This window comes from Amycolatopsis sp. TRM77291, from assembly GCF_054166285.1.
In genome coordinates this window covers 288,176-307,563 of the sequence record NZ_JBSZHF010000001.1, presented here as the reverse complement: position 1 = coordinate 307,563, position 19,388 = coordinate 288,176, and the positions used below count along the sequence as shown (strand labels likewise).

17 protein-coding genes are annotated in these 19,388 nt (G+C 68.3%); 15 read left to right on the top strand and 2 right to left on the bottom strand.

The window, feature by feature from the left end; genetic code table 11:
* Window positions 1–92: 92 nt before the first annotated feature.
* Window positions 93–3,908, bottom strand: coding sequence for an nSTAND1 domain-containing NTPase (locus ACXIZN_RS01375; protein ID WP_457952038.1), 3,816 nt, complete (start codon window positions 3,906–3,908; stop codon window positions 93–95).
* A 163-nt stretch (window positions 3,909–4,071) separates the two neighbouring features.
* Here ACXIZN_RS01375 and ACXIZN_RS01370 point away from each other — a divergent pair, with 163 nt between their 5' ends.
* From ACXIZN_RS01370 to ACXIZN_RS01315, 12 genes are all read left to right on the top strand, one after another.
* On the top strand, window positions 4,072–5,067 hold the full coding sequence (locus ACXIZN_RS01370) for an LLM class flavin-dependent oxidoreductase (RefSeq protein ID WP_257485072.1): 996 nt from the start codon (window positions 4,072–4,074) through the stop codon (window positions 5,065–5,067).
* A 405-nt stretch (window positions 5,068–5,472) separates the two neighbouring features.
* Window positions 5,473–6,267, top strand: a complete 795-nt coding sequence (locus ACXIZN_RS01365) for an MlaE family ABC transporter permease (RefSeq protein ID WP_126733552.1) — start codon at window positions 5,473–5,475, stop codon at window positions 6,265–6,267.
* Window positions 6,267–7,118 (top strand): MlaE family ABC transporter permease, encoded by an 852-nt coding sequence (locus tag ACXIZN_RS01360; protein ID WP_126733553.1) that lies wholly within the window; start codon window positions 6,267–6,269, stop codon window positions 7,116–7,118. The genes ACXIZN_RS01365 and ACXIZN_RS01360 overlap by 1 nt, the downstream gene beginning before the upstream one ends.
* Entirely contained in the window at window positions 7,115–8,380 is a 1,266-nt protein-coding gene (locus tag ACXIZN_RS01355) for an MCE family protein (RefSeq protein WP_457952036.1), read from the top strand. Before ACXIZN_RS01360 ends, ACXIZN_RS01355 begins: the two co-directional genes overlap by 4 nt.
* Window positions 8,377–9,384 carry an MCE family protein gene (locus ACXIZN_RS01350; RefSeq protein ID WP_126733555.1) on the top strand — a complete coding sequence of 336 codons (1,008 nt, stop codon included), beginning with the start codon at window positions 8,377–8,379 and terminating at the stop codon, window positions 9,382–9,384. Before ACXIZN_RS01355 ends, ACXIZN_RS01350 begins: the two co-directional genes overlap by 4 nt.
* Window positions 9,381–10,370 carry an MCE family protein gene (locus ACXIZN_RS01345; RefSeq protein WP_126733556.1) on the top strand — a complete coding sequence of 330 codons (990 nt, stop codon included), beginning with the start codon at window positions 9,381–9,383 and terminating at the stop codon, window positions 10,368–10,370. Before ACXIZN_RS01350 ends, ACXIZN_RS01345 begins: the two co-directional genes overlap by 4 nt.
* Window positions 10,367–11,359, top strand: coding sequence for an MCE family protein (locus tag ACXIZN_RS01340; protein WP_126733557.1), 993 nt, complete (start codon window positions 10,367–10,369; stop codon window positions 11,357–11,359). Before ACXIZN_RS01345 ends, ACXIZN_RS01340 begins: the two co-directional genes overlap by 4 nt.
* Window positions 11,359–12,414 carry an MCE family protein gene (locus tag ACXIZN_RS01335; protein ID WP_457952034.1) on the top strand — a complete coding sequence of 352 codons (1,056 nt, stop codon included), beginning with the start codon at window positions 11,359–11,361 and terminating at the stop codon, window positions 12,412–12,414. Before ACXIZN_RS01340 ends, ACXIZN_RS01335 begins: the two co-directional genes overlap by 1 nt.
* Window positions 12,414–13,607 carry an MCE family protein gene (locus ACXIZN_RS01330; protein ID WP_457952032.1) on the top strand — a complete coding sequence of 398 codons (1,194 nt, stop codon included), beginning with the start codon at window positions 12,414–12,416 and terminating at the stop codon, window positions 13,605–13,607. The genes ACXIZN_RS01335 and ACXIZN_RS01330 overlap by 1 nt, the downstream gene beginning before the upstream one ends.
* Window positions 13,592–14,095 (top strand): hypothetical protein, encoded by a 504-nt coding sequence (locus tag ACXIZN_RS01325; RefSeq protein ID WP_457952030.1) that lies wholly within the window; start codon window positions 13,592–13,594, stop codon window positions 14,093–14,095. Before ACXIZN_RS01330 ends, ACXIZN_RS01325 begins: the two co-directional genes overlap by 16 nt.
* Complete coding sequence (locus ACXIZN_RS01320) at window positions 14,092–14,661, top strand: hypothetical protein (protein ID WP_457952028.1); 570 nt, start codon at window positions 14,092–14,094, stop codon at window positions 14,659–14,661. The genes ACXIZN_RS01325 and ACXIZN_RS01320 overlap by 4 nt, the downstream gene beginning before the upstream one ends.
* Before the next feature lie 50 nt (window positions 14,662–14,711).
* Entirely contained in the window at window positions 14,712–15,371 is a 660-nt protein-coding gene (locus ACXIZN_RS01315; protein ID WP_457952027.1) for a hypothetical protein, read from the top strand.
* 64 nt (window positions 15,372–15,435) lie between these two features.
* Here the strand turns inward: ACXIZN_RS01315 and ACXIZN_RS01310 are convergent, their stop codons facing one another.
* On the bottom strand, window positions 15,436–16,350 hold the full coding sequence (locus tag ACXIZN_RS01310; RefSeq protein WP_457952026.1) for an RCC1 domain-containing protein: 915 nt from the start codon (window positions 16,348–16,350) through the stop codon (window positions 15,436–15,438).
* A gap of 366 nt (window positions 16,351–16,716) precedes the next feature.
* Here ACXIZN_RS01310 and ACXIZN_RS01305 point away from each other — a divergent pair, with 366 nt between their 5' ends.
* The 3 genes from ACXIZN_RS01305 to ACXIZN_RS01295 all read left to right on the top strand — a co-directional run bounded on the left by ACXIZN_RS01305 (window position 16,717) and on the right by ACXIZN_RS01295 (window position 19,369).
* Window positions 16,717–17,322: a DUF6801 domain-containing protein gene (locus tag ACXIZN_RS01305; protein ID WP_457952025.1), complete on the top strand. Its 606-nt coding sequence runs from the start codon at window positions 16,717–16,719 to the stop codon at window positions 17,320–17,322.
* A 73-nt stretch (window positions 17,323–17,395) separates the two neighbouring features.
* A complete protein-coding gene (locus ACXIZN_RS01300) occupies window positions 17,396–18,772 on the top strand; it encodes a DUF6801 domain-containing protein (protein WP_457952023.1) in 1,377 nt (458 codons plus the stop codon).
* A 180-nt stretch (window positions 18,773–18,952) separates the two neighbouring features.
* Window positions 18,953–19,369 carry a hypothetical protein gene (locus tag ACXIZN_RS01295; protein WP_457952021.1) on the top strand — a complete coding sequence of 139 codons (417 nt, stop codon included), beginning with the start codon at window positions 18,953–18,955 and terminating at the stop codon, window positions 19,367–19,369.
* Window positions 19,370–19,388 lie beyond the last annotated feature (19 nt).

Genomic DNA, 19,388 nt, shown 5'->3' with positions numbered 1-19,388 from the left:
CGCACGTCCAGGGGTATTTCTAGCGCCTCTTCGTTGTTCGGTGTCACGGCGATCTCACCGAACAACAACGCCGAACAACGTATCGGTCGTGGTCACGGGCACGGGGGCGCGTAATCGAGCCCCGGCAGGTGTTGTTCCCACTCGTCCGCCGTGATCCGCGGGTACACCGTCGCGCAGATGCGTTCGGCCGCCCGTTCGGGGCTGGTCTCCCACAACCGCACGCTGCCGTCCGCGACCGAGCCCGCGAGGGTGTGCCCATCGGGGGCGAACGCCACGGCGTTGACCCGGTCGACGTCGTCGGTCAGGTTCGCCGATTCACGGACCGATCCCGGATCGGAGACGTCCCATAGTCGCACGGACCGGTCGTAGCTGCCGGTCGAGAAGGTCTTCCCGTCCCCGCTGAACGCGACCGAGATGACGTTGTCGGTGTGCCCCGCCAGCAGCGCCGCCTCGCGCGGGGCCGCCGGATCCGTCACGTCCCAGAGCTTGCCGGTGCGATCCGCGCTGCCGGTGGCGGCGAGTTTGCCGTCCGGGCTGTAGGCGACCGAGAACACAGTGTCCGAATGCCCCTTCAGCACCGAAAGCGGCTTCGGCGCCTTCGCCATCGAGACGTCCCACAGCCGGGCGGTGTGGTCCCATCCGCCGCTGAGCAGGGTGCGGCCGTCCGGGCTGAACGCGATCGAGTGGACGTCGTCCTCGTGCCCGGTCAGCGTCGCGAGTTCGACGGGCCGCCGGATGTCGGAGACGTCCCACAGCTTCACCGTGTGCCCGGACCCGGCCGTCGCGAGCGTCCGGCCGTCCGGGCTGAACGCGACGGGGTCGATCTCCTCCGCCGGCCGGTAGAAGACGCCGGTGTCGACCGGCTTGCGCGGATCGCTGACGTCGATCAGCCGCATGGTGTGGTCCCAGGAGCCTGCGGCGAGCGTCCGCCCGTCCGGGCTGAAGGCCAGACCGCAGACGCCCTGGCCGAAGCCCGTGACCTTGCCCACCTCACGCGGGTTCCGGGTGTCGGAGACGTCGACCAGGCGCACCACGCCGTCCTGGCTGCCGGTGGCCAGCAGCTTCCCGTCGGAGCTGAACACCGCCCGGCAGGCCGACCGTGCCGGACCGCTGATCGCGGGTCCCGGCAGATCCCACATCCGCACCGTCTGGTCGTCGCTCGCGGTCACGAGCGTGCGGCCGTCCGGGGAGAACACCGCCCAGACCACGGCCGCGGTATGCCCGACGAGCGACGGCTTCTCGCGCGGTTTCGCCGGATCGGTGATGTCCCAAAGCCGTGCGGCGCGGTCGAAACCGGTGGTGGCCAGCGTCGTCCCGTCCGGACTGAACGCCACGGACCGCACGATGGTCTTGTGCGCGGCCGTCGTCCCCAGCGGTGACGGCGCCATCGGGTCGGCGACGTTCCACAGCCGCGCGGTCTGGTCGATGCTCGCGGTGGCGAGCGTCCGGCCGTCCGGGCTGAACGCCGCGGAGTGGATTCCGGCGGTGTGCCCGTTCACCACACCGAGCGGCCTGGCCTTGGCGGGGTCGGCGACGTCCCACAACCGCGCGGTCTTGTCGGCGCCGGTCGAGACGAGCGTCCGCCCGTCGGGGGCGTAGGCGAGACCGTTGACGTTGCCGGTGTGCCCCGGGAGGGTGGCCGCGAGCACGGGTTTCGCGGGATCGCGGACGTCGAACAACCGCACCGTGCCGTCGCCGTCGGCGGTCGCGAGCACGGCGGCCTTCGGGCTGAACGCCACCGCGTTGACCCGGCTCGGATGCTCGCCGACCAGTACTCCGGGCCCGGGTTTCGCCGGATCGGCGACGTTCCACAGCCGCGCGGTCTTGTCCCAGCCCGCCGTCGCGACCACGGCGCCATCGGCGCTGAAGGACACCGAGTTGACGTTGCCGGTGTGCCCGGTCAGCGTGGCCAGCTCGGCCGGGCGATGAGGATCCTTGACGTCCCACAGCTTGGCCGTCTGGTCCCAGCTGCCGGTGACCATCACCTGCCCGTCGCCGCGCAGTGCGGTCGCGTTGACGCGGTGGCCGTGCCCGCGGACGCGGGTCGAGTACGGCGACTCGAACATCCCGAGCACGCTGCCGCGGGTGTCCACGCTCGGATCGACGCGGTACGCCGCCAACGCGAGCTGCGCGGCCAGCGCCGGATTCGTCGTCCGCATCTCGATGGCCTGCCCGGCGACCTTCTGCGCGAGCGCGCTGTTGCGCTGGCTGGTCGCGGTCTGCTCGGCGCGGACGGCGTACGCCATCGCGGCCGTCGCGAGCACCAGCAGGACGGCCAGGAGCGCGACCAGCTGACGCAGCCGCCGGGTGCGGCGCCGGGCGACGGCCTGCTCGTGGTTCTCGATCGCGACGCTCGCCTCGAGGAACCGGCGTTCACGCTGGGAAAGCGCGCTGTCGTGCTCGTCCGCCCATTCCCTGGCGATCGCCAGGCGCGCGCCTCGATAGAGCCAGCCGTCGTCCCGGCCGACGGACTCCCACGCGTCGGTCGCCTCGGTGAGCTGACGGTGCACGCGCAGGCCTTCACGGTCCTCGGCGAGCCATTCGCGCAGGCGCGGCCAGCCCCGGATCAGCGCCTCGTGCGCGATCTCGATGCCGTTGTCGTCGAGCGTGACCAGCCGCGACGACGCCAGCCTGTCCAGCACGACCGCGACGTCCGGGTCGTCGGCGTCCACCTCGTCGCGGGTGATGCGGCGTTTGGTGTCCTCGGTGCCTTCGCCGAGCGCGGTCATCCGCAGGAAGATCTGGTTCGCCAGGCGCTGCTGGTGTTCGGTCAGTGCGGTGAAGGTGTGCTCGGAGGTCTGCGCGACCGACCGTTCGATCCCGCCGGTGGACTCGTAACCGGTGAGGGTGAGGGTGTTGCCGTGGCGGCGGCGCCAGGTCTCCAGCAGCGCGTGCGAGAGCAGCGGGAGCACGCCGGGCTGCCCGGTCGCATCGGCGACGAGCCGCGAGACCAGCGCGTTCTCGACGCGGTACCCGGCGTCGATCGCCGGCCGCGAGATGGCCTGCCGCAGTTCCTCGGTGCTCATCGGGCCGACGAGGATCTGCGCGTCCTGCATGGCCTCGACCAGCTCGGGATGCCGCGCGCAGTGGGTGTAGAAGTCGGTGCGGATGCCGAGGACGACCCTGGTGCGGCTCTCCGGCTCGGTCGTCGCGGTGACCAGCGCCGACAGGAAGGCCGTGCGTTCGTCGGCGTCCTGGCAGAGCGTGAACACCTCCTCGAACTGGTCGACGACCAGCACGACGTCGCCCTCGCGGTCGGCGACCAGCTGACGGGCGGCGAGGCCGAGGTTTCGCGGATGTCCGGTGAACTCCGCGAGCAGACCGCCGGGCGCGAGCCCGAGCGCGGCGCCGAACTGGACGGCGCATTCCTGCAGCGGCCGCGATCCGGGGGTCATCAGCAGCGTGACCGACGTCTCGGCGACGGCGGGGAGGAGACCGGCCCGGAGCAAGGACGACTTACCGGAACCCGAAGCACCCAGAACGGCCAAGAATCGTTGGTTCGAAAGCCTCGTGACGAGTTTTCCGACAAGTCGTTCGCGACCGAAGAATCTGCTCGCGTCATCCGGCCCGAATGCGGCCAGACCGATATAAGGGACCGATTCCCCATTCAGCGGGGCAACCGGTGAATCATCGACTCCGGCGCGCGTCCGCTCGGTCACGTCGTGCCATCGCGCCTCCCACTCGTCCTCGGGGCCGTCGCACGCCCGGACGTAGGCCAACGTGACCGCCAAGCTGGGCATCTTCTTCCCACCGGCGGCCTCGGAGAGGGTGCCGGCCGAGTAGTGGGCACGCCTGCCCAGCTCCCGGTACGTCGGATTTCCGGCCTTCTCGCGCAGGCGCCGGAGATCGGCGGCGAACCCCAGCAACGGATCGTCCCCGGGGTCCAGCGGTCGTTCCGGACGCGGCACCCTTAATCCTTTCTTTTCAGTGGTTTTCCCACGCTCGCATTAGGGGCAACCGTACCGTGGAAACGGGGGGACTCCGCCGAGTACCGGGTACATCGAGTCGGTTAATTTCGATCGATCGACAGGCACGGGAAGGGATCGGGGGCCCGCGACGTTGTACCGATGCGTGACCTCTTTGCCTGACATCCCGCTGTCCGTGCTCGACCTCTCGCCCGTCGTGGCCGGAGGCGGTGTCGCGGATTCGCTGCGCAACACCCTCGACCTCGCGCGCCGGACCGAAGCCCTCGGCTACCACCGGTACTGGCTCGCCGAGCACCACAACATGCCCGGTATCGCGAGCTCGGCGACCGCCGTGATGATCGGCCAGGTCGCCGCCGCCACCGAACGCATCCGGGTCGGCTCCGGCGGGGTCATGCTGCCGAACCACGCGCCGCTGGTGGTGGCCGAGCAGTTCGGCACCCTGGAGGCGTTCCACCCGGGCCGGATCGACCTCGGCATCGGGCGCGCCCCGGGCACCGACCAGCGGACCGCGCTGGCACTGCGCGGACCCGGCGGGCTCACCGCGGAGAACTTCCCGCAGCAGTTCGCGGAGCTGCTGGCCTACTTCGAGCACTCCGACCAGCGCGCCGTCAACGCCGTGACCGCCGAAGGCAACAAGCCGCCGGTGTGGCTGCTCGGGTCGAGCGGCTTCAGCGCGCGGATGGCGGGCGAACTGGGCCTGCCGTTCTCGTTCGCGCACCACTTCAGCGCCGAGAACACGCTCCCCGCCGTGGCGCTCTACCGTGACTCGTTCAAACCGTCGGACGTCCTCGACGAGCCGTACGTGATGCTCGGCGTCTCCGTGGTGGCCGCCGAGACCGACGAGCGCGCGCAGTACCTCGCCGCCCCGAGCGGCCTGACGTTCCTCAGCCTGCGCAAGGGCCGCCCGATCCCGCTGCCGACGCCGGAAGAGGCCGCGGCCTACCCGTACACCGACATCGAGCGCGTGTTCATCGAGGACCGCGCCGCGAGCAGCATCATCGGCTCGCCCGAGACGGTCCACAAGGGACTCGAGACCTTGCTGGCCGACACCGGCGCGAACGAACTGATGATCACGACCATGGTGCACGACCAGGCGGACCGGGTGCGGTCTTACGAGCTGGTCTCCGAACTGGCGCGCTGAGGCACTTCTGGCGCTTTCGGCGCCGTTCCATGAAGGCCTCCTTCCCTACCTTGAGCGTAGGGAAGGAGGCCTTCACGGTCTTTCGGCCCATCCGGCGGACCGGAAGCACATGAAGGGTCCGGCGCCACGAATGGACCAACGCGCCACCGGACACGAAAGAACGGACAAGACCCCCGCCCGCCTTTGTCACAAAAGAACAAGAATTCTCCGGTTACCAGGACGTGACGTCTTGATCACACCGAAGTTCTTGTCACCAGGCAGGCACGTGATTAGCGTACCGACCAGTAGCAAACAGCACGGTAACACCCCGTTGATACTGTTCAACGATTCCGTTCCGCCATTCGGAGCAAAGGAATTGCGCAAGCTGGGGTGTATTCGCCGTGCCCGGAAAACGGGAGGGTCGGCGTGGGCGTCCGGACTAACGCACCCTCATTCCCCGGCGCGGGTGCGATCCGGGAGACCGGCAGGCTCTACTCACTCGGCCTCGACGTCGTCCGCCTGACCTTCCGGCGGCCGTTCCAGGCCCGCGAGCTGATCCAGCAGTTCTGGTTCATCGCGAGTGTGTCGATCCTGCCGACGGCGCTGGTCGCGATCCCGTTCGGCGCGGTGATCGCGCTGCACATCGGCTCGCTGACCGCGCAGATCGGCGCGCAGTCCTTCACCGGCGCGGCCAGTGTGCTGGCGATCATCCAGCAGGCCAGCCCGATCGTGACCGCGTTGCTGATCGCGGGCGCCGGCGGCTCGGCGATGTGCGCGGACCTCGGGTCCCGCACGATCCGCGAGGAGATCGACGCGATGGAGGTGCTCGGGGTCTCCCCCGTCCAGCGCCTGATCGTGCCGCGCGTGCTCGCCGCGATGGGGGTCGCCGCATTCCTCAACGGAATGGTCAGCGTGGTCGGCGTCCTCGGCGGCTATTTCTTCAACGTCATCATGCAGAATGGGACACCGGGTGCGTATCTGGCCAGTTTCTCCGCCCTCGCGCAGCTCCCGGACCTCTGGATCAGCGAGATCAAGGCGGTCATCTTCGGTTTCGTCGCGGCGATCGTCGCCTCTTATCGCGGGCTCAATCCGAAAGGCGGCCCGAAAGGCGTCGGTGACGCGGTGAACCAATCCGTGGTCATCACGTTCCTGCTCCTGTTCCTGTTGAACCTCGTGCTGACGACGCTTTACCTGCAGCTCGTCCCGGCGAAGGGCAGCTGATGGTCACGACGACACCCACTCGCACGACGCGGGTCCGCGAAGCCGTCGATCGCCGGTTCGGGTTCCTGGACACCCTCGGCGACCAGATCCTCTTCTTCCTCAAGGCACTCGCCTGGGTGCCGCGCGCGATACGACGCTATCTCCGCGAGATCATCCGCCTGCTGGCCGAAGTCAGCTTCGGCAGCGGCGCGCTCGCGGTCATCGGCGGCACGATCGGCGTGATGATCGGGATGACCGTGTTCACCGGCACGGTCGTCGGGCTCCAGGGATACTCGGCGCTCAACCAGGTCGGCACGTCGGCGTTCGCCGGGTTCGTCTCCGCGTACTTCAACACCCGCGAGATCGCGCCGCTCGTGGCCGGGCTCGCCTTGTCGGCGACCGTCGGCTGCGGTTTCACCGCGCAGCTGGGCGCCATGCGGATCTCCGAGGAGATCGACGCGCTGGAGGTGATGGGCATCCCCAGCGTCCCGTACCTGGTGACCACGCGCATCATCGCGGGTTTCCTCGCGGTCATCCCGTTGTACGCGATCGGCCTGCTGACCTCGTATCTCGCGTCACGCCAGATCACCGTCTGGTTCTACGGCCAGTCCGCGGGCACCTACGACCACTACTTCCTGCTCTTCCTGCCACCGGGTGACGTGCTCTGGTCGTTCGGCAAGGTGCTGGTGTTCAGCGTCGTGATCGTGCTCGCCCACTGTTACTACGGCTTCCGCGCGAGCGGCGGCCCGGCGGGCGTCGGCGTCGCCGTCGGCCGCGGGGTGCGGACCGCGATCGTGGCGGTCAGCGTGCTGGACTTCTTCCTCAGCCTCGCGATCTGGGGCGCGACCACGACGGTGCAGGTGGCCGGATGAGCCGGCGCGGGCTGCGCAAAGCCGGGGTCAGGACGGCCGGGGTGCTGTTCCTCGTGGTGATGTCCGCCCTCGTGCTGCTGTCGATCAAGATCTACCGCAAGGATTTCGTCGACTCCGTGCCGGTGACGCTGCAGGCGGACCGCGTCGGCAACCAGTTGCGCCAGGGCGGGCAGGTCAAGGCGCGTGGCGTGGTGGTCGGCGAGATCCGTGACGTCCGCGCGACACCGGGCGGCGCGGAGATCGACCTGGCCATGGAGCCCGGCAAGGTCTCGAAACTGCCCAAGAACGTGTCCGCGCTGCTCGTGCCGAAGACGCTGTTCGGTGAGCGGTACGTGCAACTGTCCATTCCGGACGGTTCGACCGCGGCGCCGCTCGCCTCCGGCGACGTGATCACCCAGGACCGGTCGGCCAACGCGATCGAGCTGGAACGCGTCTTCGACAACCTGCTGCCGCTGCTCAAGGCCGTGCAACCGCAGAAACTCGCGACCACGCTGACCACCGTCGCCACCGCGCTGGAGGGCCGCGGCGACCAGATCGGCGACACGCTCGCCACCGCGGCCGCCTATCTGAAGGACTTCAACCCGAACCTGCCGAAGCTGAACGACAACATCCGCGACCTCGCGACGGTCTCGAAGCTGTACGGCGACATCGCGCCGGATCTGCTCGACGCGCTGAGCGCCTCGGCCGTCACGCTCGACACGGTCAAGGAGAAACGCGCCGAACTGGCGTCGGTGTACCAGCAGGTGACGTCGTCCTCCCAGCAGGTCACGACGTTCCTCGCCAACAACCGGGCCAACATCATCGCGCTCGCCGCCGACAGCCGCGCACCACTGGAGATCGGCGCGAAGTACTCGCCCAGTTTCGCCTGCACGCTGGTCGCGCTCGCCAAGCTGAAGCCGCAGATGGACCAGGCGCTGGGCGCCGGCACCGGCGAGCCCGGCCTGCACGCGGAGATCACCATCTCCCAGCCCCGGGGCAAATACGTACCCGGAAAGGACGATCCGGTCTACGACGCCACCGGGGAACCGCGCTGCTACCCGTCGAACGGCCTGATGAGCCAAGGGATCGTGGCGACCGGCGAGCAGACCGCGGCGCTCCCTGGCGCGCAGGGCGATCTCGGCCTGGCGAACTCGCCGCAGGAGCGGGAGCTGATCTCCACGCTGGTCGCGCCGTCCATCGGCGTCCCGGCGGCGCAGGTCCCCGCCTGGGGCAGCGTGCTCGTCGGCCCGCTCTACCGGGGAACGGAGGTGACCCTGCGATGAGGAACTTCGTGAGCCCGCTGATCAAGGGGCTGATCTTCGTCGTCGTCACGACGCTGGCCACGGTGCTGCTGGCGGTGTCCATCACGAACACCGGCCTCGGCGACACGAGGACCTACAGCGCCAAGTTCCTCGACGCGACGTCGCTGAACGTCGGCGACGACGTCCGGATCTCCGGCGTGCGGGTCGGCCAGATCGAGGAACTCGAGATCGCCGACCACAGCCTGGCGCGCGTCCGGTTCTCCCTCGACTCGCAGCGCAGGCTGCCCGCCGACGTGACCGCGGTGATCAAGTACCGCAACATGGTCGGCCAGCGCTACATCGCGCTCGAACGCGGCAAGGGCACCCCCGAGCTCCTGGAGCCCGGCGCGGAGATCCCGCTGGAGCGCACGACGCCCGCGCTGGATCTCACGGAACTGTTCAACGGCTTCAAACCGCTGTTCCAGGCCTTGTCGCCCAAGGACGTCAACCAGCTCTCCGGCGAGATCGTCCAGGTACTGCAGGGCGAGGGCGGCACGGTGGAAAGCCTGCTGGCGCACACCGGTTCGCTGACCACCACGCTCGCCGGCCGCGACAAGGTGATCGGCGACGTGATCACGAATCTGGACACGGTGCTCAAGAGCATCAACGGCAAGGGCGACGCACTGTCCACTTTGGTCTCCACACTGAAGGAACTGGTGGCAGGGCTCGCGGGTGACCGCACCGAGATCGGGGAGGCCGTCTCCGGGCTCGCGGACCTCACCACCGCCACGGCCGGTCTGCTCGAACAGGGCAGGAAACCGCTCAAGGACAGCATCGAGGGGCTCGGCCTGCTGGCCGGTCAGCTGACGACCGAAGAGGGCAAGGCCGAAGTCGACCGCGTCCTGACGGTGCTCCCGGGGAAGCTGAACGACCTGGGGCGGATCGGCTCCTACGGCTCGTGGATGAACTTCTACCTGTGCTCGTCCGTCCTGCAGACCAAACCTCCGCGCGGGGTACCGGCGACGGCGGAGAGGTGCACGTCGTGAAACCCTTCAAGGAACGGAACCCCATCGTCGTCGGTCTCGTCGGCAGTGCCGTCGCGGCCGCGGTGCTGACCGCGACGCTCAACTACGAGAACCTGCCGATCATCGGCTCCGGGACCACCTACCAGGCCGAATTCTCCGAAGCGGCCGGGTTGCAGCAGGACGACGAAGTCCGCATCGCCGGGATCAAGGTCGGCGAGGTGAGCGACGTCCGGCTCGCCGAAGACCACGTGGTGGTCAGCTTCCGGGTCAAGGACGCCTGGATCGGTGACAAGACCGCCGCCGAGATCAAGATCAAGACCCTGCTGGGCCGGAAGTTTCTCGCGCTGCGCCCGACCGGCGAAACGGTGCAGAACCCGAAGCAGGTCATCCCGCGCACCAGGACCGTGACGCCGTACGACGTCACCGAGGCGTTCAACGGGCTGGCCGACACCGCGGGCGCGATCGACACCGATCAGCTCGCGGAGAGCTTCACCACGCTCAGCGACACGTTCAAGAACTCGCCCGCGCACATCAAGAAGGCGCTCGAAGGGCTGACATCGCTGTCGAAGACCGTGTCCTCCAGGGACAACGAGCTCGCCAGCCTGCTGTCCAACGCGCACGGCCTCACCACGACGCTCGCGAACTCGAACGACGACTTCGCCAAACTCCTGGCGGACGGCAACCTGCTGCTGACCGAACTGGACAAACGGCGGCAGGCGATCCACGACCTGCTGACCGGCTCGCAGGAACTCGCCACCCAGCTTTCGGGGCTGGTGAAGGACAACAAGGACCAGCTCGGCAACGCGCTCAGACAGCTCGGCGAGGTGACCGACATCCTGCAGCGGCAGAACGACAATCTCGCCAAGAGCCTCGACCTCGCCGCGCCGTACTTCCGCGTGGTGAACAACTCGCTCGGCAACGGGCGCTGGGTGGACGGCTACCTGTGCGGGCTGATCCCGGAGAACCGGGATCCCTGTACCCCGCCGATTCCGGGAGGTGGCCGGTGATCAGCAGATTCGTCACCCTCGCGCTCGTGCTCGCGCTGGCCGTCGTCGGCGGGCTCTGGTGGATCTTCTCCGGCAGCGGGCTCGACCGGGTCACCGTGTACTTCTCGCGGGCCGTCGGCGTTTACAGCGGATCGGACGTGCGGGTGCTCGGCGTCCGGGTCGGCCAGGTCGAATCGGTCGCCCCGGAGGGGGAACGGGTCAAGGTCGTGCTGACCGTCGACGGGTCGACCCCGATCGCCGCCGACACGAACGTGCTGGTCGTGGCGCCGAGCGTGGTGGCCGACCGCTACGTCCAGTTCACCAAGCTCACCCGCGCGGGGAACCGGCTGAACGACGGCGCGGTGATCCCGGTCGAACGCACCGGCACGCCGGTGGAACTCGACCAGCTCTACTCCAGCCTCGACACCCTCGCCAAGGCGCTCGGCCCCAACGGCGCGAACGCCGACGGCGCGCTTTCGGACCTGCTGCGCACCGGCGCGAAGAACCTGCAGGGCAACGGCAAACCGTTCAACGAGTCGGTCCGCAACTTCGCCGACCTCGCCAGGACGCTGTCCGGGAACTCGCAGAACCTGTTCGCCACCGTGGACGAACTGCAGCGGTTCACCTCGATGCTGGCGACCAACGACCGGAACGTCGGCGAGGTCAACAAGCAGCTCGCCTCGGTGACCGGGACGCTCGCGCGGAACAAGGACGAGCTCGCCCGCGCGCTCAACGGCCTCGGCGGCGCGCTGGCGGAGATCCAGCAGTTCATCAAGGACAACCGCGCGCTGATCAAGTCCAATGTGGACAAACTCGCGGTGACCACCGGGACGCTGGTCGACAAACGCGCCGCGCTGGCCGAAACCCTCGACACGATCCCGCTGGCGGTGACGAACGTGCTCGAAGCCGTCGATCCGAAGACCGGCAAGCTGCAGAGCCGCGGCAACATGCTCGAATACGCCCCGCTCCCCCTGCCCGTCGCCGGCGACACCTACACCGGGGGGCGCTGATGGCCGCGAACCGGAAGATCGCCGTGCTCGCCGCGTGCTGTGTCGCGCTCACCGCCTGTTCGTCGGATTTCAAGGGCGTCTACGACCTGCCGCTCCCCGGCGGCGCGGACATCGGCGACCATCCGTACCGGGTGACCGTGCAGTTCGCCGACGTCCTGGACCTGGTACCGCAGGCGGCGGTGAAGGTCGGCGACGTCCCGGTCGGCCGGGTCGAGACGATCCGGCTCGGTGAGGACGGCTGGACGGCCGAGACCGTCCTGGCGGTCAACGGCGACGTCCACCTTCCCGCCAACGCCATCGCGCGGCTGCGGCAGTCCAGCCTGCTCGGCGAGAAGTTCATCGAACTCGCCCCGAGCGCGGCGAAGGCCGAGGGAAGGCTGGGCGACGGCGGGGTGATCCCGGTCGCGAGCACGAACCGCAACCCGGAGTTCGAAGAGATCTTCGGCGCGCTGTCCCTGCTGCTCAACGGCGGCGGGATCGGCCAGTTGCAGACCATCAACCGGGAGCTGTCGAAGGTGATGGACGGCAACGAGGAGGAGATCCGCTCGTTCCTGTCCACGGTGGAGCAACTGGTGTCCAACCTGGACACGCACCGCTCCGACATCACCTCCGCCCTCGACGGGCTCAACCGGCTCTCGACCACACTCGCGAACCGGAAGAAGCAGGTCGAGGGCGCCCTCACCGACCTCACCCCCGGCCTCCAGAGCCTTGCCGAGCAGCGCACCCAGCTCGTCTCGATGTTGCAGGCGCTGGACCGGCTCTCCGGGGTGGGTGTCGACGTGATCGAGAAGAGCCGGGCCGATCTCGTCGCGGACCTCACCGCGCTCGCGCCGATCCTCAAGCGGCTGGCCGACGCCGGGGAAGCCCTGCCCAAGTCGCTGGAGATCCTGCCGACGTTCCCGTTCACCGACGCCGTCCGCGACGGCATCAAGGGCGACTACCTGAACGTCTACGCCTCGCTCATCCCCGCGCCGGGTGTCGAACTCCCGCCCCCTGGCGAAGGGGTCCCGCCGGGACTCCCGACCTTGCCGCTGCCGTCCTCCGGAGGTAGCTGATGCTCACCACCCGTGTCCGGATCCAGGTGATCGCGTTCGTCATCCTCGCGCTGGCGACGACGGCGTTCGTCGGAGCGAACTACGCGGGACTCGGCCGGCTCTTCGGGGCGGGCGGATACACCGTGAAGCTCTCCCTGTCCGACGGCGGGGGCCTGTTCACCAACGGCGAGGTGACCTACCGGGGCGTCGCCGTCGGCCGGGTCGGCGAACTGCGGCTCACCGACGGCGGGATGGAAGCGGATCTGCTGATCGACGACGACGCGCCACCGATCCCCGCGAACTCGCGGGCGGTCGTGGCGAACCGGTCCGCGGTGGGCGAGCAGTTCGTCGACCTCCAGCCGCGGACCGGCGACGGGCCGTACCTCGCCGAGGGTTCGGTCATCCCGCGCGAGGCGACGGCCGTTCCGCTGCCGGTGCAGCATCTGCTGACCGACCTGGACGCGCTGACCGCGTCCGTGCCGACCGAGGACCTGCGGACCGTGGTCGACGAACTCGACAACGCCCTGCGCGGTTCCGGCGCGAACCTCCAGGTGCTGCTGGACTCCACCACCGACTTCACGAAACAGGCCGCGGACCACCTGCCGCAGACGGAGAAGCTGATCACCGACGGCTCGACCGTGCTGAAGACCCAGGTCGACTCGTCGCAGGCGTGGCGGCAGTTCAGCGGCAACGCCAAGCAGTTCGCCGAGCAGCTGTCCCGTTCGGACGGTGACCTGCGGCGGCTGATCGCGACGGCGCCCGACGCGGCGACCCAGCTTTCCGGGCTGCTGCGGGACAACGAGCCGGGCCTGCCGATCCTGCTGGCGAACCTGCTCACCACGTCGCACGTGTTCTCCGCCCGCACCGACGGCCTCCGGCAGCTACTGATCAACACCCCGAAGGCGGTGTCCGCGGTCGACGCCGCCGTCGACGGGGGTTCCGTGCGGACCGAGCTGGTCCTGACCTTCTTCGATCCCATGCCCTGTACCAAGGGCTACGGGGGTACGACGGTCCGCAGCAGCGCGGAAGTCTCGCCGCTGCCGTTCAACACCGGTGCCGCGTGCACGCTCGACAAGGGCAACGCGAGCTCGGTCCGAGGCTCGCAGAACGCGCCGAAGGGCGGCGTTCCGCCCGCCGCGATCCCCGGCGGCTTCGGCGCCGACGGCCAGCCGACGTCCACCAGCCTCGAGGAGATGTTGTGGCTGCGCAACTGAAGATCGCGATCGCCGTGTTCGCCGCGGCCTGCGCGTTCGCGGGCTGGGCCGGGTACACCTGGTTCACCGCGACGGGTTCCGAGGCCGTCGCCTACGGGAACTCGCGCGACGAAGCGCTGAAGTCCGGGCGCGAACTCGTCGCCCGGCTCACCAGCCTCGACCACCACCGCGTCGACCAGGGCATCGCCGACTGGCTCGCCGCGTCCACCGGCCCGCTGCGCGAACAGCTGGGCAAGGCCGACGACGCGACGAAACGGACGCTCACCAAGGACGCGTCCGTCTCGACGGGCAAGGTGCTCGACGCGGCGATCAGCGAACTAGACGACCACGCGGGAACGGCCAAGATGCTGGCGTCGGTGGAGATCACGATGGCGAAGGAGGGCGCGGCGCCGACGACGAAGCGCAACCGGTTCGCCGCCGGGCTGACCAGGACGGACGAGGGCTGGAAGCTCAGCGCGCTCGACCAGCTGCCGGTGGGTGCGCGATGACCGCCACGGCCGAAACCGAAACCGAGGTCGTCGAAGAAGAGGTCGTCGAAGAGAAGCCTTCGCGGCGCCCGAAGCCGCCGTTGATCCTGCTGGTCGCGGCCGCCGTGCTGGTGGCGGCCGGGGTGTGGTTCACGCTGGAGGCGAGGTCGATCTCGGCGGCGCCGTCGGCGGCCAACACCGCGCTCACCGACGTCGGCGCGACCGCCGAGGTGAACTCCGCGGTGACCGTGGCGCTCGACAAGATCTTCTCCTATTCCTACGACCGGACCGACGCCACCGAAAAGGCGGCCGCGGCGGTGCTCAGAGGCAAGGCACTGGAGTCCTACAACCAGTTGTTCGCCCAAGTCCGGGAAAAGGCCCCGGCGCAGAAACTGGTACTCACCACCCGCGTCTCCTCATCCGCCGTCCAGGAACTCGGCGACGGTAAAGCGAGGCTGCTGGTATTCCTCGATCAAGCGGCCACCCGGGCCGACAACAATTCTTCGACAACGGCCGCGGCCCAGCTTTCGATCACCGCGGAACGCGAAGGCGACAACTGGGTCATCACCGATCTCGTCCCCCGATGATCCCTCATTCGTCCGCTTTGTAAACCAGGAGAGAAAACGAGGAGAAACCCATGTTCGGTCGAACGCGCCCGAAAACCGCCCGCCGCCGTCTCGGCACGGTCGTCGCACTCACCTCCGCGCTCGCCATGGCCGGCAGCCTCGCCGCGACCCCGGCGCTGGCGGACGACCCGGTGGAGATCCCGGTGTCCTACACCGTCACCGGGACGACCACGGTGAAGAAGACCGGCGGAACCCTCGCTCTCGGCCCCGGCCAGCTCAACGGTGCCCTCGTCATCGACGGTGACAACGTCGGCATCCGCGGCGATCTGGCCCTGCCGCCCTCGACCGCGAAAATCTCGCTGGTCTCGGGCGTCTTCAAGATCAAGGCCCGCGTGCGGATCGAGCCGACCGGCCCGGTCACCGGCACGCTCGCCAACGGCGACCTGACCACCCACTCGCAGGCGAACATGCTGATCGACAACATCGTGGTCGGCCTGTTCTGGCCGGTCATCCCGCTCCCGACGGTGCCGAACGCCTGCAAGACCGTCAAACCGCTCGACCTGACCCTGGTGTCGAAGAACGTCGACCTGTTCGCGCCGACCATCCCGTCTTCGGGAACGTTCACCATCCCGGAGTTCAAGGACTGCTTCATCAACGACCTCGCGCTGGGGGCGTTGATCTCGGGGCCGGACAACACGATCAACCTGAGCATGAAGTCGAACCTGTCCTGACGCTCAAGTCCGTGAAGGCCTCCTTGCCTACACTCAAGGTAGGCAAGGAGGCCTTCACGGAAAGTCAGCAGAAGTACGGCGCCGCAGGGTCGACCAACGCGACGCCGGTGCTGTCACCTGCGGAAACAGCGTAGACCGGAGCGCACACGCCGGAGAACTTCCAGAAGTCCGTGGGCGGTTCCGTGCTGGTGTCACGGCTTTCGGACTTCACGTTGCTGCCCCAGGCGAAGACGCTCCCGTCGGCTTTCAGCGCGACGTTGTGGTTGAAACCCGCGTCGATGGCGACCACGCCGGACTGCGCCTCCGGCGGAACCGTGGCCTGGCCGTAGAAGTTGTCACCCCAGGCGAGCACGCCGCCGTTCTTCAGCGCGATGCTGTGCCGGAAGCCGGCCGAGATCGCCGAAACCCCGGAGGTGGCCGCCGGGGGCACGGTGATCTGGCCTTTCCCGTTGCTGCCCCAGGCGACGACGCCGCCGTTCTTCAGCGCGAGCCCGTGGTCCCCACCGGCCGAGATCGCCGTGACCCCGGAGGAGACGGTCGCGGGGACAGTGGTCCGCGAGCCCCAGCTCACCACGCTGCCGTTCGTTTTGAGCGCCAGATTGAAGTACGCGCTGGTGGAGATCGCCGTGACCCCCGACGTCGCGGACGGCGGCACGACGTTCTGGCCGTAGAAACCGTTGCCCCAGGCGATCACCCCGCCGTTCTTCAGCGCGAGTTCGTGCGCCCAGCCGGCGGCGATCGCCGAAACCCCTGAAGTGGCCACCGCCGGAACCGCCAGCTGGCCGTAACTGTCGTTCCCCCAGGCGATCACCCCGCCGTCCTTGAGCGCGAGATGGGTGATCGCGCCCGCGGAGACCGCACTGGCGCCGAGCGCCGCGGCCGGTATCGTCCCCTGCCCGTAGTCGTTGCTCCCCCATGGCCGTGCTTCGCCGGTCTGCGCGGCGCTCGCCGTACCGGAAAGGGAAACCGTTGCGATCATTACGGTAATCGCGACGCCCGCTACCCGTCGTGATGCCGATCGTCGATTCTCGGAAGACATGCGCCGAATGTTAACCCGGCTGCACCGATCGGCCGCCTCTTTGTCATCCGCGGACAAACTTCATAATCGCATTCAGCGCGGGCTGACAAGAAAGAACGGGCGTCTCACCCACTTCGAAACATGTCGACATGAATCCTTGTTACGTACATAACTCGCGGGTAACCTCGGTTTACCCCACCACCGAGAAAGCCGCTCGAGTCGAGCATATTTGATCAGAAAAATCCGCCGAAAGGCGCATGGGGAAAGCCGCCCGAGACGTAAACTGGATCAAAGGAGATGACAGGTATGTCCCGTAGACTTGGCAAGTTGTCAGCCGGCGTCGCCACCACCGGCATCGTGCTCGGCGCCGTCGCCGTGCTCACCGCCGGCACGGCCGCCGCCGCGACCACCTACGCCACCGGCACCGTCGCCTACATGTGCAACTTCCCCGGCATCGGCCAGCAGCAGCTGGATGTGAAGGCCAACTTCAGCGGCCCGGACTCGGTCGCCGCCGGCGGCACCTTCACCCCGGCGTCCGTCGGGGGCACCGCCACGATCAACGCCACCATCAACGCGCTGCTCAACGCCGCCAACTACGACGGCGTGCGCGGCAAGGCGAACATGCCGGTCACGGTCACCAACGCCTCGCCCGCTTCGGCGACGGTGACGAACCTGGACGTCCCGACGCAGATCAACCCGTACGTGCCGGGGCCGCGGACGTTCAACATCGTCCAGGACGCGGGCACCGGTGTTCCCACGTTCACCGCCGGTACGCCCGGCTCGGCCACCGCGTCACTCGGCACCACGATCAACGCGCCGCTGGACTTCCACAAGAAGGACGGCACCTGGACCACCTGGAACTTCAACTGCACGGTGAAGAACACCAACCCGGCGCAGAACCGCGCGTTCAGCCCGGCGATCCCGATCACCTGATGAACCACCCGTGCGGGGCGGGGACGCCCGCCCCGCACGGTCTCCATCCGCGCGAGGCACGAGAGGAACACCCATGACACAGCGGGTTCGCCGGGTACTCGGGAGGTTTCCCGTTCTGGCGGGCGTCATCCTGCTCGTGGGGGTGAGCGGCACACTGTCCTCTTCGGCCGCGACCGATCCGGCCGCACCACCGCCGGAACCGCTGGAAGGTGCCACGTCCGCGCACCAGACCCTCACGAACACCTGTGTCTTCCCGGATCCGGCCGGGGAGCGACCGGTCACCATGGACGTCCAGGCGACCCTGCCGAAGGTCGTCCAGACCGGAAAGCCCGTACAGGTCAAGGATTTCTCGCTGACCTTCACGATCGGCGAAGGCTCGCTCGGAGCCGTCACCGAGATCGCGGGCGGTGCGACCGTCGAACTCACGGCCGCGAACGGGGACAAGAAGACCCCGGTCCCGGTGACACTGACGATCCCGGCGACAAAAATTCCGGCGACCGGCGAACTGAAGCTGGTCGCGACGGGCACCGTCCCCGCCATCGTGCTGAACGTGCCGTCCGAACTGCGCCTGAGCACGGGCGCGCCGTCGCTCGCGCTGACCGCCGCCGAGACGCCGCTCAAACCGATCACCTGTGTCCAGGCACCGGACCAGAAGACACTGCTCGGCAGTGTCGCGCTGCTGCCACTCGGGAAGCCCGAACCGCTGCCCGGCAAGCCCGGTGAGCCGAAGAGGCCCGAGGCCGACGCGCGAACCGCGGACGACGTCCACGCCAGCGCTCTCTACCCCATCGCGTTGCAGCCGTTCGAACTGCAGGGCACGTCGTCGATCACGAAACTCGGCGCCTTCGCCCGGTTGAAGCCCGCGTTCATGGTCAACGCGGTGTGGCACGTCGACCTGGAGAACACCGAAGGTCCCGGCAAGATCACCGGCTCGGTCATGATGCCGCCGAGCACGATCACCTTCCTCGGTTTCGGCTTCGTCCCGATCACCGCGACCATGGAACTGTTGCCGGAGGACTACGCGACCGGCAATCACATCATCGACGTCGACGGCGTTTCGATCCCGGAACCGGAGGGCAGCTCGACCGTCCTCACCCCGCTCAAGGTCTACGGGAAACTGAGCGGGGTCACCATCAACGGGGTCGGCCTCGACGTCGGCGACAACTGCCTCACCGCCGAGCCGATCAAAATCAATCTCCGCGGGGAGAAGTACGGGATGTTCACCGGTGGCGTCGTGCGCACCGATCCGAAGTGGACGGATCCCGCCTACCGGGACTTCACCCTGCCCCCGTTCTCGGGCTGTGGTGTGAACGAAGATCTCGACTCGCTGTTGACCGGGATGGCGTCGGGGCCGGGGAACCAGGCTTGCGTCGGGGTCAACCAGGTCGGGCTGCCCTGGGACCTGGAGCGCAAGTGCCCGAACGTCGATCCGCCGGTGGCGCGCCGCTGAGGAACGGCGAGGACGCGCTCGAAGCCTTGGGTGCTTCATGAACGGAAACCAGACGGTTATGCCCACGTTCTCGGAGGTCAGGTGGATGACCTTCGAGGAGCTGACCGACGGGCTGGCGGCCGTCGATCCCACGCGGCTGGCGAAGGCGAATCCCATCGACCTGCTGGAGGCCCCTGGGCGTTGATCGACGAGGACTTCCGGGGCGGGTTCATCAAGCACTGCCGGGAACTCACCGACGATCGGTTACGGCACTGCGCCGAGATCGCCGAGACGTTCTTTTCCTGGCTGATGCCCTACGGCGGTTACAGCAGGCGGTCCGCGACAGCGAACAGGTTCCATCTGTCCACGACACTGGTCCTCGCCATCGGCCCCAGGACGGATATCGCTCTCCTCGACCCGATGCGGCTCCTCCACGAGTTCCTGCACGACTCGCCGCCGGTCGAAACGGCACGCGAACTCCTGGCGGCTCCGTCGCCAGGGCCTGAAGCCCGCGCGATCGTCGGACGACTGAGTCTGCTCAGGCAGGTCCGGCGGATCGACCATCTTCTTCCCCCGTCCACGGAGAAGGAGCGCTACATGCAATGGAAAACGCTGTGAGAGCCCGGATCTGAAGACC